The sequence below is a fragment of the Pseudomonas sp. P65(2024) genome (assembly GCF_057480955.1).
In genome coordinates this window covers 1-14,300 of the sequence record NZ_JBLIYX010000022.1, presented here as the reverse complement: position 1 = coordinate 14,300, position 14,300 = coordinate 1, and the positions used below count along the sequence as shown (strand labels likewise).

General features: G+C 61.4%; 14 protein-coding genes and 1 tRNA gene. 13 read left to right on the top strand and 2 right to left on the bottom strand.

Annotated features, from left to right (window positions below):
* Positions 1-5 precede the first annotated feature (5 nt).
* The 13 genes from AC25MA_RS23160 to AC25MA_RS23100 all read left to right on the top strand — a co-directional run bounded on the left by AC25MA_RS23160 (position 6) and on the right by AC25MA_RS23100 (position 11,573).
* Positions 6-2,201 carry a phage tail tape measure protein gene (locus tag AC25MA_RS23160; RefSeq protein WP_486972419.1) on the top strand — a complete coding sequence of 732 codons (2,196 nt, stop codon included), beginning with the start codon at positions 6-8 and terminating at the stop codon, positions 2,199-2,201.
* Entirely contained in the window at positions 2,198-3,547 is a 1,350-nt protein-coding gene (locus AC25MA_RS23155; protein WP_486972418.1) for a DNA circularization protein, read from the top strand. The genes AC25MA_RS23160 and AC25MA_RS23155 overlap by 4 nt, the downstream gene beginning before the upstream one ends.
* Positions 3,548-3,551: 4 nt before the next feature.
* A complete protein-coding gene (locus tag AC25MA_RS23150) occupies positions 3,552-4,664 on the top strand; it encodes a phage baseplate assembly protein (protein WP_486972417.1) in 1,113 nt (370 codons plus the stop codon).
* Positions 4,661-5,170 carry a phage baseplate assembly protein V gene (locus AC25MA_RS23145; protein ID WP_486972416.1) on the top strand — a complete coding sequence of 170 codons (510 nt, stop codon included), beginning with the start codon at positions 4,661-4,663 and terminating at the stop codon, positions 5,168-5,170. Before AC25MA_RS23150 ends, AC25MA_RS23145 begins: the two co-directional genes overlap by 4 nt.
* Positions 5,167-5,565 carry a phage GP46 family protein gene (locus AC25MA_RS23140; protein WP_241412641.1) on the top strand — a complete coding sequence of 133 codons (399 nt, stop codon included), beginning with the start codon at positions 5,167-5,169 and terminating at the stop codon, positions 5,563-5,565. The genes AC25MA_RS23145 and AC25MA_RS23140 overlap by 4 nt, the downstream gene beginning before the upstream one ends.
* On the top strand, positions 5,555-6,595 hold the full coding sequence (locus AC25MA_RS23135; protein ID WP_486972415.1) for a baseplate J/gp47 family protein: 1,041 nt from the start codon (positions 5,555-5,557) through the stop codon (positions 6,593-6,595). Before AC25MA_RS23140 ends, AC25MA_RS23135 begins: the two co-directional genes overlap by 11 nt.
* Positions 6,586-7,182: a YmfQ family protein gene (locus AC25MA_RS23130; protein ID WP_486972414.1), complete on the top strand. Its 597-nt coding sequence runs from the start codon at positions 6,586-6,588 to the stop codon at positions 7,180-7,182. Before AC25MA_RS23135 ends, AC25MA_RS23130 begins: the two co-directional genes overlap by 10 nt.
* Positions 7,183-7,188: 6 nt before the next feature.
* On the top strand, positions 7,189-8,724 hold the full coding sequence (locus tag AC25MA_RS23125; RefSeq protein WP_486972413.1) for a phage tail protein: 1,536 nt from the start codon (positions 7,189-7,191) through the stop codon (positions 8,722-8,724).
* Between the two features lie 21 nt (positions 8,725-8,745).
* Positions 8,746-9,156 (top strand): phage tail assembly chaperone, encoded by a 411-nt coding sequence (locus tag AC25MA_RS23120; RefSeq protein WP_486972412.1) that lies wholly within the window; start codon positions 8,746-8,748, stop codon positions 9,154-9,156.
* A gap of 43 nt (positions 9,157-9,199) precedes the next feature.
* Positions 9,200-9,652, top strand: a complete 453-nt coding sequence (locus AC25MA_RS23115; RefSeq protein ID WP_486972411.1) for a structural protein P5 — start codon at positions 9,200-9,202, stop codon at positions 9,650-9,652.
* Positions 9,649-10,164: a DUF2514 domain-containing protein gene (locus tag AC25MA_RS23110; protein ID WP_486972410.1), complete on the top strand. Its 516-nt coding sequence runs from the start codon at positions 9,649-9,651 to the stop codon at positions 10,162-10,164. Before AC25MA_RS23115 ends, AC25MA_RS23110 begins: the two co-directional genes overlap by 4 nt.
* A 267-nt stretch (positions 10,165-10,431) precedes the next feature.
* Positions 10,432-10,620 carry a hypothetical protein gene (locus tag AC25MA_RS23105; protein WP_486972443.1) on the top strand — a complete coding sequence of 63 codons (189 nt, stop codon included), beginning with the start codon at positions 10,432-10,434 and terminating at the stop codon, positions 10,618-10,620.
* An 863-nt stretch (positions 10,621-11,483) separates the two neighbouring features.
* A tRNA-Ser gene (locus AC25MA_RS23100) sits at positions 11,484-11,573 on the top strand.
* A gap of 393 nt (positions 11,574-11,966) precedes the next feature.
* On the opposite strand, the gene AC25MA_RS23095 is transcribed toward AC25MA_RS23100, so the two are convergent.
* On the bottom strand, positions 11,967-13,694 hold the full coding sequence (locus AC25MA_RS23095; RefSeq protein WP_486972409.1) for a hypothetical protein: 1,728 nt from the start codon (positions 13,692-13,694) through the stop codon (positions 11,967-11,969).
* 216 nt (positions 13,695-13,910) lie between these two features.
* Positions 13,911-14,300: hypothetical protein (locus AC25MA_RS23090; RefSeq protein WP_486972408.1), on the bottom strand; the 390-nt coding region annotated here is incomplete at its 5' end.

The window sequence follows — 14,300 nt, the reverse complement described above, 5'->3', positions numbered from 1 at the left end:
AGGCGGTGGCGGATAAATTCCAACTCAAGGCGCTGATTACCGGCGTCGACAAGCTGTCCCCGGTACTGAACGGGGTGCGCAAGAACGCGGCGGTGCTGCGCAAGCAGCTGAACAGCTCGGGCCTGGGCAAGATCACCTTCGGCGAGGCCCTGCAGGGCGGGGCGATTGCTGCCCCGTTCGTCATGGGCGTGAAGGCGGCCATTGGCTTTGAAAGCGCCATGGCCGACGTCAAAAAGGTGGTCAACTTCGAGTCGCCGGCGCAGTTCAAAGCGATGAGCGATGACGTGTTGAACCTGTCCGAGCGGCTGCCCATGGCGGCCGAGGGCATCGCGCAGATTGTCGCCGCCGGCGGCCAGTCCGGTATTGCCCGGCAGGAGCTGAACCAGTTCGCCGAAGACGCGGTGAAAATGGGCGTCGCCTTCGACCAGACGGCCTCGGAATCCGGGGAAATGATGGCGAAGTGGCGGACGGCGTTCCGCATGAACCAGACGGAAGTGGTCGCGCTGGCCGACCGGATCAATTACCTGGGTAACACCGGGCCGGCGAACACCAAGCAGATTTCCGCGATCATCACCGAAGTGGGCGCGCTGGGCGAGGTGGCGGGGCTGTCATCCGCGCAGGTGGCGGCTATTGGCGCGACCATGGCCGGCGTCGGCGTCAAGCAGGACGTGGCGGCGACCGGCATCAAGAACTTCATGTTGGCGATGACCAAGGGCTCGGCGGCCACCAAGTCGCAGGCCGAGGCCTTCAAGTCGCTGCGTTTGGATTCCAAGCAGGTCGCGGAAGCGATGCAGAAGGACTCCCAGGCGACCATGTTGGACCTGCTCAAGCGGATCTCCCAGGTGGACGCGGCCAAGCGTCCGGCGCTGCTGACCAATCTGTTTGGCAGCGAGTCGGTGGCGGCCATCACGCCACTGGTGACCAACCTGCAGTTGCTGAGCGGCAACCTGACGAAGGTGGGCGATGCCACGGCTTATGCCGGCTCGATGGAGGCTGAGTACAAGTCACGGTCGGAAACCACGGCCAACGCCATGCAGCTGCTGCAGAACCGGGTCACGCGCCTGGGGATCACGGTCGGCAGCATGTTACTGCCGCCGCTCAATGACTTCATGGCAACGGTGGGGCCGATCATCAGCAGTGTGACCAGCTTAGCCGGGGCGCACCCCTGGCTGATCAAGGGGTTGTTGGGCGCAGCCGTGGGCTTCACCGTCTTGCGCTTGGCCACGGCCGGGGCGACAGCAGCCTTATCACTGATGAACGGTGTGGCGAGCATGAGCCCGGTGGGGATGATCGTCCGTGGTATCGCCATCGCTGCCGGCGTCCTGATCGCCAACTGGTCGACCGTGGCGCCGTACTTCCAAGCGGTGTGGGACAAGATCAAGGCCCCGGCGATGGCCGTGTGGGAGTGGATGAAAACCACTTTCGCCTGGTCGCCGCTGGGCCTGATCGTCGCCAACTGGGAGCCACTGACGGCGTTCTTCGGCGCGCTGTGGGAACTTGTCAAAGCCCTGTCGGTGCCGTTCTTCGACTTCCTCAAGTCGGTCTTTGACTGGTCGCCGCTGGGTTTGATCATCAAGCACTGGGAGCCCATCACCGGCTTTTTCAAAGGGATCTGGGACAAGCTTCGCCCCATCATCGAGCCAATGATGAAGTTCCTGGGCTTCGACAGCGAGTCGAGCGGCGACGGCGTGATCAGCGCGGCGACGGCCAAGGTCAACGATTGGGCCGAGCAGCAGAAAGCGCGCAACGCCGCCGGCGAGCCGGTACCGGGCGCACTGGTCAAGCCGATGGCGCAGCCGGTGCAACTGATGCCCGAGGCCACCAGCGTGGCCAGCCTGATGCGTGCGCCGGACCAGCCAGGGCCATGGGCAGCGATGCCCCTGTCGGCCTCTCAGATGGCCGAGCACGCGCAGGAAAGCCTGGCCAAGGGGCTGACCCCGGGGGAGGCGATGAAACGCGCTGAAATGGGCCTGCCTGGGCAGAACAGCCTGGCAGCACCTGCAGCGGGTGCCCTGGCCGCGTCGCGGGGCTCCCTGGTGCAGCAGGCAGCCCAGGCCAGCAAAGCCCAGTTGGAGGGGCAAATGGTGGTGCGCTTCGACAACGCACCGCCGGGCATGCGGGTCGAGCAGGCCGACACCAATCAACCCGGGCTGCAGGTCAGCCCGCAAGTGGGCTACCGATCCTTGGGGAGGGCGTCATGAGTACCTGGCGGGATCAGCTGCATCCGGCGTCATTTCGGGGCGTGCCGTTCCACGTCGACAGCGACAGCATGCCGGCGGGACGGCGCACACAGACGCATGAGTATCCGCAGCGGGACAAGCCGCTGGTGGAAGACCTGGGCCGCGTCACACGGGAAATCAAGCTGGCCGCCTTCGTGATCGGGGAGGACTGCTATTTCCAGCGTGACAACCTGCTCAACGCCCTGGACAAGCCCGGGGCGGGGGAGCTGGTCCACCCCTGGTATGGCCGGCTGACGGCCACCGCGACGGTCTGCAGCGTCAGCCATGAGCGCCGCGAGGGCGGCATGGTCCGCTTTGACCTGGTGTTTGTGGAGGACGGCGAGAAGGGCTTTCCCGCCGGGGTGCCGAACACGGCGCGGCAGTTGGAGGACTCATCGGAAAGCCTGCTTGAGTCGGCGATTGCCCGGTACAAGGCTGCCATGGCGGTGGTCAACCGGGCGCGCCTGGCCGTGGTCGCGCTGCAGAATGGCATTGCCGGGGTGCAGATGGCCATTGCCTCAGAGCTTCGCCAGCTGACCGGCCTGGTCAGCTCGGTGGAGGCGCTGGCCGACATGCTGATCAACGCCCCGGGCAACTTCGCGGCGATGATTCGGGGGCAGTTCGCCAGTGTCGGCGGCAGTTCACGGTCGTCGGGCTATCGCTGGGGGCCGTCCAGCGGCGGCGACTCGGCCAGCCTGGAGGCTGACCCGGAGTTTGCCCGCACCGTCGCGGCGCTGCCCGAAGCGACGCCGGAGTTTGCCAGTTTCGCCGAGTCCGGCCGGTCCATCACCGGCCAGGTGGAGCAGGCCCGCCAGTTGGCCAATGCGCCGCCACCGGCCGGAGGAACCGACACCGCGGCTGTGGTCACCGCTGCCCGCGAGCTGGTGCGCGATGCGCTGATCGTGTTGGCCGTGCGCGAGGCGGTGGCCATGCCGGTGATGCAGGCGCCCGAGCCGCTGACCGGCTTTGCCACCCTGGAACAGCAGGTGGTGTCCCCGATCCAGCGCCCCGAGGTGCCGGTGACTGCCGACGTGGTCGCGCTGCGTGACGCCATCAGCGACGCCCTGTGGCTGGCCGCCCTGGCGTCGCCGGTCGAGCACGTCGAGCGGCTGGAGGTGGTACGTAACCAGGTGCGGGCGCACCTGACCGAAGTGGCCCGCGCTGGTGTGCGTCTGGCCGAGGTCACCACGCGGGAAAGCCTGCCGGCGGTGGTGCTGGCGTATCAGCACTATGGCGACGCCACCCGCGCCGAGGAAATCGTTACGCGTAACAAGGTGCAGCACCCGGGCTTTCTGCCTGTCGGCGCGCTGACCATCGCTCGAGAGTGAATCCATGGACAACCAAAATGCTGTCACGCTGAGCGTGAACGGCCTGGACTATCGCGGCTGGAAGAAAGTCAGCATCAGTGCCGGCATCGAACGCCAAGCCCGGGATTTTCGCTTGGGCGTAACGTGGAGCTGGCCGGGCCAGGTACAGGAAATCCCAGTGCGCCAGGGCGACCACTGCGAAGTACGGATCGGCGCCGACCTGGTGCTGACGGGCTGGGTGTTCGGCACGCCGATCAGCTACGACGCCCGCAGCGTCGAACGCTCGGTCGCCGGCCGCTCGCTGACTGCCGACCTTGTGGACTGCTCGGCGGTGAACAAGCCCGGCCAGTGGCGCGGGCAGAGCGTGCAGAAGATCGTGCAGGCCCTGGCCGAGCCCTACGGGGTACGCGTGCTGAGCGAGGTGGCGGAAACCACAAAGCTGGCCGACCACCAGATCGAGCCCGGCGAAACCGCCTTCGAGTCCATCGACCGTCTGCTGACGTTATCGCGGCTGCTGTCGACCGATGACGCCCGGGGGCGGGTGGTGATCATCAAGCCGGGCAGCGCCGGCCGCGCCGTCGACCGTCTGGAACTGGGACAGAACCTGCTGACCGGCAGTGCCGAGCTGGATTTTTCGGGGGTGTTTTCCGAGTACCGCGTCACCGGCCAGCGCTCGGGCACCGACACTGACTACGGTGCGGCGGCCAGCGAAGTGAAGGCCGGCGTCACCGATCCGCGTGCCTCACGGCGCCGGGTGCTGCTGATCCACGAAAGCGGCCAGATGACCCCGGAGCTGGCCCAGGCGCGGGCCAACTGGGAGCGTGGCAGCCGGATGGGGAAGGCGCTGACCCTGCGCTACAAAATTCAGGGCTGGCGGCAGTCCACCGGCGCCCTGTGGGTGCCGAACATGATCGTGCGCGTGGTCGACCCGCTTATCGGCATCGACCGCGACATGCTCATCAGCGAAATCGAGTACGTGCTCGATGATGCCGGCACCGTGGCCAACATCGTGGTAGGTCCGCCGGATGGCTTCGATCCCGAACCGAAAGACCCGCACAAGTCGCGCAAGCTCAAGAAGGGCGGCAAGGCCGACAACTTCGAATACCTGATCCCCGCCGACTGGAAGCCTGGCCAATGAAACCCATGAGAAATTTTCTCGCCCGGGGCGTGGTCGCCCTGGTCGATGCCGGCCGCAAGCTGCAGGGCTTGCAGATGCGCCTGACCGCCGACGAAGTGAAGGACGGCATGGAGCACTTCGAGCCCTACGGCTTCACGTCCAACCCGCTGCCCGGCGCCGAGGGTCTGGCGGCGTTCCTGGGCGGCGACCGCTCCCACGGGGTGGTTGTCTGCGTCGCCGACCGGCGCTTTCGCCTGCAGGCGCTCAAGAGCGGCGAGGTGGCCGTGTACACCGACGAGGGCGACTGCCTGCACTTCAAGCGCGGCCGCGTGATCGAGATCCAGACGCTGACGCTCAAGGTCAAGGCCGACACAGCCGTGGAGTTCGACACTCCGGTGATTCGCACCACGGGCCAGATCGTGTCGCAGGGCGACCAGATTGCCGCCGGTGTCAGTCAGATCGATCACCCGCATGAGGGCGTGGCGAAGGGCAATCAGCAGAGCGGTAAGCCGGTGGTGACCGCATGACGCTGCTTGATGCCGAGTCCGAACGCGCCTGGCAGCGCGCCGTGGTGATCAGCCTGTTGACCTGGCGGCGCGCCGACGACGGCGACCTGCTGGACGACGACCAGCGTTACGGCTGGTGGGGCGACACGTTCCCGACCCTGGCCAATGACCGCATTGGCTCCCGCCTGTGGCAGCTGCGCCGGCGCACGCTGACCGACGACACGGTGCGCACCGCCGAGGCGTTCGCCCGCGAGGCCCTGCAGTGGGCGGTGGATGACGACCGGGTGAGCGCCGTTACCGTAACGGCGTCGCGCAAGGTCGACCGCCTCGACATGCAGGTGCGGGTGGGCCTGCGCGATGGCCCGGTGATCGATGTTCAACTAGACAACCTGTGGCAGGTGATCAATGCCGTTTGAAATCCCAACACTGCCCGCCCTGGTGGCCAGGGCGCAGGCTGATCTGGCCGGCGGTAGCGCCCTGGTCCGCTCCGATGCCGAGGTGCTGGCCCGGGTGCTGGGCGCGGCATCATCCGGCCGCTACGGCCATCAGCGTTACATCGCTGACCAGATCCTGCCGGACACGGCCGACGACGAAACCCTGCTGCGCATGGCCCAGGCGCGGCTTAAGCGGGGGCGCTTGGAGGCCGTGAAGGCGAGCGGGGCGGCCACCTTCACCGGCGCCGCTTCGGCGCTGCTCGATGCCGGCACGCTGCTGCAGCGCGATGATCAGGTGCTGTTCAGGGTGCGGGCCTCGGTCAAGCTGAGCAGCACCGAAGGCGTGGCCCAGGTCGAGGCCCTGGAGCCGGGCGAGCTGGGCAACACGCCGGCCGGCACCCCGCTGCGCGTGGTGTCGCCGGTGCTGGGGGTCAATGACACGTTCACCGTGGCGGCACCGGGCCTGACCGGCGGCACCGAGCAGGAGAGTATCGAGGCGCTGCGCGCTCGGGTGATCCGTTCGTACCGGGTTATTGCCCACGGCGGCAGCAAGAGCGATTACGAGACCTGGGCGCTGGAGGTTGCCGGGGTGACCCGGGCCTGGGTGGTGCGCCACTGGGTGGGGCCTGGAACGGTGGGGGTGTTCTTCGTGCGCGATGGCGATATCGACATCATTCCCAGCGCCGAGGCCCTGGCGGCCGTGGCGGCGTACATCGAGCAGGAGCGGCCCGTCACGGCCGAGGTGTACGTGCTGCCGCCGGCAGAGAAGCCGGTGCAATACCAGCTGTCAGTCACACCGGACAGCAGCGCGGTACGCCGCGCCGTGGAAGCCGCCCTGGTGGACCTGCACAACCGTGAATCGGAGCTGGGCGCCACGCTGCTGGCTACCCACATTGCCGAGGCTATCAGCGGCGCCACGGGCGAGCGCGATCATAAGGTCATCAGCCCCGCCGGTGACGTGCAGGCGGCCCCTAATGAGCTGCTGACCTATGGGGGTGTGCTGTGGTCGTGAGGACGGTGCAGGACTACCACGCGCAGTTGTGTGCGTTACTGCCGCCGGGGCCGGCCTGGGATCGCGAGTTCAACCCAGGCGTTGACCAGGTGCTGCAGGCGGCAGCCCAGGAGCTGGCCACCGAGGACCGCCGCGCCGCCGACCTACTGGCCGAGAGCGACCCCGCCACGGTGCGCGAGCTGGTCCCGGACTGGGAGCGGGTCATGTACCTGCCCGATCCCTGCATGGGCGATTCACCGGCGTTTGCCGATCGGCAATTGGCCGTGCGCCGCCGGCTGCTGGAAGTCGGCGGGCAGACGCCGGCCTACTTCGTGGAGCTGGCTTTCTCCCTGGGCTACCGCAATGCCCGCGTGATCGAGCACCGAGCGCCGCGCTTCGGCCGGTCGCGATTCGGCTCGGCCCGTTTCGGCACCTGGAGTGCTCAATTCATGTGGACCCTGGAGACAGGGGCGCGTCTGGCCCAGGGCAGCCGCTTCGGCTTCAGCCATTGGGGGCAGACCTTCGGCGGCGCTGCCAATGGCGCCTTGGAATGCTTGGTCAGCCGCGCCGCCCCGGCGCACACCCTTGAAACAATCAACTACGGATAACGCGATATGGACTACCCGAAACGTACACCCGGTATCGGTCTGGTGGGCGGCAAGTTCGCTGACGAGAACGCCAGTACCGGCCAGCCTGGTTCGCTGATTCCCGCGACCTGGGGTAACGCGGTCACTGACGAACTGTTGGCCGTGATTAAGGCCGCTGGCCTTACACCAAACGAAGACGACAGCGCCCAGCTGCTGCAGGCCATCCAGGGGCTCGCAGCCAGCGATGTAAAGCGCGCCGTGCGTGTGGCCACTACCGGGCCGATTGCCCTGTCGGGCCTGCAGACGATTGACGGCGTGGCCCTGGTGGTCGGTGATCGGGTGCTGGTGAAAGACCAGGCCAACGCCGCGCAGAACTGGATCTATACCGCGTCCGCCGCCGCCTGGTCGCGTGCGCTCGACGCCAATGACGACGCCGAATGCACTCCGGGGCATCTGATCATCGTCCAGGCCGGCGCTGCCTACGCCGGAACGATGTGGCAGCTGAGCAACAGCCAGCCGCCGCAGGTGGGGACCACGCCGCTGACCTTCGGCATGTTGTTTGGCAAAACCGGCGTTGCGGCCGGCAGCTACCGGCAGGTGACTGTTGATGCGCTGGGGCGCGTGACTGCCGGTAGCAATCCGACAACGCTGGGCGGCTATGGCATCAGTGATGCCTACACCAGAACTTTCATTGATAGCGCGCTTTCGGCAAAAGCCAACTCTCAGGATGTTTATGCGAAGCCTTACATTGACAGCTCACTGTCCGGCAAGGCCAACAAAGCCACCACACTTGCCGGTTACGGCATTACTGATGCCATTCCAAACGTGAATCCGCTGCCCTACGGTAGTTACGATCTTCACGGAGCCAACTATGCGTTTGTCAGTTCGCCGCTTGAATCAAGCGTTTGTCAGAATGCTTATTGGGACGGGGTCGACTGGAAAAAGCACAACGCTTCTAAAGATTCGGTGGCGCTTAGTGTTCAGGATGGTAAGGCATATGTTCGGACCTGGGCTGTTGGAGCACCCGCTTTCACAGCATCGCGTATCATCGACTCCAGCATGGAGGCTACGGTTCCTGAACTTGATGCAGGCGTAACGCCCGCGAAGTGGGTGAGCGTCGCTGGCCTTGCTTACTATGTTGCTGCAAAGCTAAAGGCTGCAAGCGAAACGGTTGCTGGTTTTTGTCGCTTCGCCACGTTGAATGAGGTGGTGACCGGGGCTTCAGGCTATCTTGCTGTGGCCCCTGCGTACCTCGTCGCCGGATTCTCTTACACGTTTGGCTCGAATGGTTTTGTCAAGTTGCCGACCTGGCTTGGCGGTTTTATGTTTCAGTGGGCTTACAGTGATGAGTCCAATTCTGCCACCGACTATCGATACTTTCCCGTGCCTTTCCCGAACTTCGCGTTCGGAGGGTGGTTGCAACTTGAGGTTGGAACCATTAATGGCTTTGCCGGAAGCTACGGAACTATTGTTCAGGTAGTCGACAACACCCGTTACGTCTGGACGGCTGGCGGAACGTTCGGCGGTGGTGGCAAGGGCTGGATTTTAGCAGTTGGAAGGTAGGGTGATGCAATGAAGCAAACTATGAAGTTCAGTATTTCTACAGGCTGTTTCTACAGTTCTCGTATTCACAAAGATATACCTGCAGATGCTATTGAAGTGTCGGATGGTGAATATCAGGCGCTCGTGGCTGGCCGTAACTCTGGACAAGAAATCAAGCTGGAAAACGGCCAGTTGATGTTGGGGTATACAGAGGAATTCTTAGAGGCACGTGAGCGCGGCTGGCGAGCTAATACCATTTTGGGTCTCCAGTGGATCAGGGACAGGCATCGTGACCAGGTAGACCTGGGGGTTACTCCGACCCTCACAAATGGACAGTTCAGTGAGCTACTGGCATACCTGCAGGCGCTGCGTGACTGGCCCCAATCGGAACACTTCCCCGAGATCGAGCACCGGCCCGTCGCGCCACCCTGGGTCGCCGAACAAACCCAATGAAGCCCCGCACTGACGGGGCTTTTTCTTATCCGGAGAAAAAACCATGAACCAGTCCACCGCCCGCGGCGTGCGCAACAACAACCCCGGCAACATCGACTACAACCCCCGCAACGCCTGGCAGGGGCAATTGGGCGTTGAGGTGGGCGTGGCCAAGCCGCGCTTCGCCCGCTTCGACTCGCCCGAGAATGGAATCCGTGCCCTGGGCAAACTGCTAATCAACTACCGCAGCAAAGACGGCATGCACTGTGTTGGCGGGAGTGGCATCGACACGGTGCTGGAAACCATCAACCGGTGGGCGCCGAGCAACGAGAACGACACCCAGACCTACGCCGCCGCTGTGGCCAAGCGGCTGGGTGTGCGCACCACCGACCCGATCAACATCAAGGACCGTTCCACGCTCAGGGTGTTCGTGGAGAGCATCATCATCCACGAGAACGGCGGCAACCCGTACAAGGGCGCGATCATCGATGAGGGTGTACGGAGGGCACTGGAGTGAACGGCTGGGCCATTCGCGTAATTGCGCTGCTGGCAGTGATCGGTTCGTACTGGCTCGTCTACCAGCACGGGAGATCAGTAGAGCGCGCCGAGGCCGCCACAGCATCTGCACAGCGGGACAGCAGCGATCGCCTGGCCGAGGTGCTGGGTGAGCGCGGCGCCCGGGAAGAGGAACAGCGCCGCACCGCGGCACATGAAAAAGTGAAGGCCCATGCTCATGAACAACAAGCTGTTGCCGATAACGATGCTGTTTGGGCTGATGCTGCTGGCCAGCGGTTGCGCGACGAAGCCGGCAAATTCGCCACCGCCGTCGGTTGCCCCGGCCAGGATCCCGCCATTGCCGCTCGAAGCGAGGCAGCCCGCCGCGCCGCCATGGTGCTCTCCGACCTGTTCGCACGGGCTGATGCTCGAGCGGGAGAGCTGGCGGCAGCGTTTGACCGTGCCAGAGTAGCCGGCCTGGCCTGTGAGGCGGCTTACGACCGCCTGCTTGATAGCGACCGAAGCACGCAATAAGAATGAACGCCACACAACCCGGTGTGTCACTACAAAAACAAGATACTACTGGTGCCATGCCAGTTCAGGAGAGGGTATGCAAAGGGATGAGCTGAAGAGGGAAGCGCAGGCTTGGGCCATGGTTGCGTTTTGGGTTAGCTGTATTGCGCTGGCTACTGTGGCCTGGCATCGCATGCTGATCTGATGCGGCATGGTCTCCGGGAGTGTTGCTCCTATAATGGCCTGGTCAAGTCATGAGGTATGCCCGTGAAGCGAACCATCGAAGGAATGATTGAGGCGGGTGAGCCACTTATCCGTGAGGCCATTGAGGCTTTGCGCACTTACCATAACGCTCAGGACACCGGATACCCGGCAGAAGAGGTCGAGCGCCTACGTCAGATTGCAGAGTCGAGCTATCAAGCGGTGACTGATTATCAGCTTTACGCCTTGGGTCACCAGCCACTTTCCCGCCATTGAGCTTCGTTCCGCTCAACAGGGCATCGGGCTGTTATGGCCCGCGGGTCATTCACACGCAGCGATGGGTTGGACTGCTTGTTTTAGCCTGCCGATGGCTTTAGGCAGCCTTAGCAGTATTGCTGCGAATCGTTCCGATTTCTGTGCTTGAAATAATTTATTACAGCTAGACCTTGGTATTATTTCTTTTTGCAGGAAAATCCGGATGAGCGGTAGTAAGCCCCAATTTCTTGCTCGGCGGACATTATGTAATCTCGCCGACATTTAGCGCTAGGCTTCGCGGGGGCTTTGGGGTGGTAGAGCAAGAGCAAAATCTGGTCATTGCTGACTGGACGGGTAGGTACCTTGGTGCGGGTGTGCTAAGAGAGTCAGAGTATGATCAAGCCCTAGCAGTAGCCCAGCGTCTTCAGCATTCCGGCTTGGTAAGCTCAACTGAGTGGATTGCAATGGTTCGCCAGGCTAATGCAGCGCTGCTGATGTGCGCTGAAGGCGACTGGATTTAGCCAGTTTCGTCTTATCCAGAAAAGAAAAAGCCCGCAGGGGAGCGCGGGCGAACGTAGGAGATCGGATGAGCGTTTACTGTGCAGGATTTGACGTGAAAAAAGCGTGAAGGCAAAAAGGCCCGAATCTCCTCTGGTTTCCTAGAGCTTCTAAAATCGGTTCCAAAACTGAAATTACGACCCTTGGGCTATGCGGCCTGTAGCCGAACCACCTCGGGTTAGTTTTGGAATCGATTTCTGCGTTGACGCCTTGATAAATGGATGCTTATGGTACGGTCTTGAAAACCGTCGATGGGCAACTATCCTAGGGTTCTTATCTCAGGTAGTCCCCAGATGCACACTTCAGGATACCCTCAGAATTGCATCGGGGAATTGGCAGAGTGGTTGAATGCACCGGTCTTGAAAACCGGCGAACGTGAGAGCGTTCCCAGGGTTCGAATCCCTGGTTCCCCGCCAAACACAAGCGAATCAAGGGCTAGAGAGATCTGAGCCCTTTTTTTGTGGCTATTTTTTACCCTTCCTCCCTTGGCGCAAGCGTCCCTTGTCCAAGCATGCACGTGAGTCAACTGCTCTCGGATGCACACTAATGCATACCTCTGACCCCGAGAGTCCTATCAGAATCCCAGCTGCACACTTGGCATCCGCCCGAACTGATAGAAAAGACGCATAGCAGTGCTTAGGGTGACCCTGCTAAGCCTGAAATTCCAACCCTCAGTGCGACCCTGGATCCCTCGGAACCCATGAAATCCTTGGACAGCGTCATCCAACAAGCTGCCCAATCCAGCATGTTCTGCCTTCGGATTTCTTCTAAACAGGTCAGTCACGACAAGAAGTCGGGTCGAAATCTACTTAATACTCGGGCTCGACATTCGTCCTAGGCTGCGCATCTAGGCCTGCAACCTTGAGCTCTCGATCGATGATTTTGGCCAGCCGTGAACCCGGCTGCAGATGAATGATGTCATGGCAAGCCTGCAGGAAATTTTGGGAGGCGCCTGCGTAATGCTCAAGGGGGGCCCCATATCCGTTCACGATCTCCATTCCCTTGTAAAGAAGCTGCTGCAGGTCAGGGCCATTGGCTGCTTTGAGTACTGCTTCAAACTCTTGGGAGGAGACCGACCTCAAGCACTCCTCCTCGCGTGTACCCAACGCTTTCCCCTTCATTATCTTTTCGAAGACTTCCAGAGAGGTGCTGGGCTTTTCGTACCTGGTGCGCGCGGAATCAATCTCGTTTCGGATCAGAGAATGTAGATCCTCCAGGGGGCGACCATTTAACTGAAGCCAATCTTCGCTGATTCCCTCAGGATGCTGTGCTCGAAACTCAGCTCTCCAGGCCTCAACGAAAGCCAAACCTAGCCTTTTGTCATCCGTTAACTGATCGATCATAGGTACCAGCCTCGATAGCATTCCCATGTGAAGCGCCCCTGCGCTTGGGAGGAGGGCCCTTAGTTCCTCTACCAGATTCTCTTCTGATAGCTGCGGATGCCATTCCAAATGATCAATGAACGTGATCGCCTTTTTGCGAGCTTCAATGTGTTCACCCCGCTGCAGGTACTCTCGCACGAAGTTCTGGATTTTCGGGGCATCCAGCACTCCTGAGTCAAAGAAGGCCATGATCAGCATCTCCAGCTCGTCGGTGCTGGCGATGCCAGCTCGGTTCATCACCTGGTGCCAGCGATCATGGTCTTTCTGCTCCTTGGTGAGCGGTTCCGTTTGCTTTTTTCTAATGGCAATGAGCGTTGCCGACTTCGATCCATCATAGTTTCGGATGAAATCGGAGCTGGGTGCATCCTCGACCGCTTCATAATGAATAGCGCCTAACAGGCTGATCGAGGGTAGAGCGCGCTTGAGAATCAACGTTGAGAGTGTAGGGTCGCTGCCTAGCAATTGGTTAGCAGCGCGGATGACCTTGCGAATGATTCGGATGTTCGTGATCTGAAAGGGCTCAAGTGACAGCTTCATTTGCTGAGGCCACGGGCAGGGTGTCAGCTTTTGTGCGATGTCGAAGGCCTCGGACGGAGAGGTCTCCAGCTTAATCTCCTGATCGACAACCTTCTCCCGGATTTGCCCCCAAATTTCCTGATCCTTCAGCTTGTCACTGTTGAGGATCAAAAGAATGCGGCAGCCGTGGTTCTGTACGCACTCATCAATAAATCCCAGGATTTCATCGATGGACAGCTTTGTGTGTTTGCGCTCAACGTCGTCGATGATGATGAATCGGTCTTTCAGCATAAAGGGCACCGCCAAGAGGGATAACTCGTCGAGTGCCGAGAAGCCGGAATGAACGCCCTTCAACACTTTTTTGAACCCTGTGATCCCGGCCTTGATCGAGTCAAAGTGTCGTTTGCCTAGCTTGGGCGCTAGCCCTTCAGCGATTTTGAGCTTTAGCTCAGTGATCGTGCTGACGCCGAAGAGGGAAACCAATACAGCGTCTTTGGCTTTGGCGTCCACCGTTTGTCCGCGAACCTGCTTCCAGAGCTCTGTTTTACCGGTTCCCCACTTTCCCGAAAGGGCAATAACGCGGTTTTCTTGGTCGTCGATAAGGTGAAGGAGGGCAGCCTTGCAGCGCGCGAGGGTCATGAAAATCCTTGTCTGGACTGATGCCCGATCATGGGCGAAAGCGCATGTATAAGGCAGCGCAGTCGATGGTGCAATGAGCGGAAATTCGAAGGCGATGAGGTTGGCACAAATGAGAACGTGCAAACCCAAGGGCCTGTACTTTGCTCATGATTTATATTTTCCTCTGGCTCCCCAGGCTCACAGCTCCGCCGCAAACCAACCTCCCTGTCCACCCACTCATCCGTTCACCCAGCAAGCCCTACCAAACCACCTATGCTTGTTGAGGCCAATCGCCAGCATCAGACCCTCCCTGGCCGCCAGAAGCCAGGTGTGGCGCACGCGATTGGGCCAACCCTTTTCACAAGCCAAGCAGCGGCATACGCATCGCTGCTTCTCATGGACGCGAGACAGATGATCGAGTCTATAAGCCTCAAAAAAATAGCAACTTACAGCCCTGATACCTTTGAAAAACTCGATGACCTTAGGGCGGTTAACGTCATCTACGGAGCCAACGGTGCGGGTAAAACCTGAATCGCCCCTGGTTTCGTAGACACCTCCAAGCCTCATAATGAGGCCCAAATAGGAGGTGCCATGAGTCGTCAGCGTTACCCCGAAGAATTCAAGATC

Excerpts from the sequence above, each read along its gene's own strand:
- AC25MA_RS23140 (WP_241412641.1), top strand. The coding sequence starts at position 5,167 with ATGACGCTGCTTGATGCCGAGTCCGAACGCGCCTGGCAGCGCGCCGTG.
- AC25MA_RS23115 (WP_486972411.1), top strand. The coding sequence starts at position 9,200 with ATGAACCAGTCCACCGCCCGCGGCGTGCGCAACAACAACCCCGGCAAC.
- AC25MA_RS23135 (WP_486972415.1), top strand. The coding sequence starts at position 5,555 with ATGCCGTTTGAAATCCCAACACTGCCCGCCCTGGTGGCCAGGGCGCAG.
- AC25MA_RS23095 (WP_486972409.1), bottom strand. The coding sequence starts at position 13,694 with ATGACCCTCGCGCGCTGCAAGGCTGCCCTCCTTCACCTTATCGACGAC.
- AC25MA_RS23155 (WP_486972418.1), top strand. The coding sequence starts at position 2,198 with ATGAGTACCTGGCGGGATCAGCTGCATCCGGCGTCATTTCGGGGCGTG.
- AC25MA_RS23125 (WP_486972413.1), top strand. The coding sequence starts at position 7,189 with ATGGACTACCCGAAACGTACACCCGGTATCGGTCTGGTGGGCGGCAAG.
- AC25MA_RS23105 (WP_486972443.1), top strand. The coding sequence starts at position 10,432 with ATGATTGAGGCGGGTGAGCCACTTATCCGTGAGGCCATTGAGGCTTTG.
- AC25MA_RS23150 (WP_486972417.1), top strand. The coding sequence starts at position 3,552 with ATGGACAACCAAAATGCTGTCACGCTGAGCGTGAACGGCCTGGACTAT.
- AC25MA_RS23120 (WP_486972412.1), top strand. The coding sequence starts at position 8,746 with ATGAAGTTCAGTATTTCTACAGGCTGTTTCTACAGTTCTCGTATTCAC.
- AC25MA_RS23145 (WP_486972416.1), top strand. The coding sequence starts at position 4,661 with ATGAAACCCATGAGAAATTTTCTCGCCCGGGGCGTGGTCGCCCTGGTC.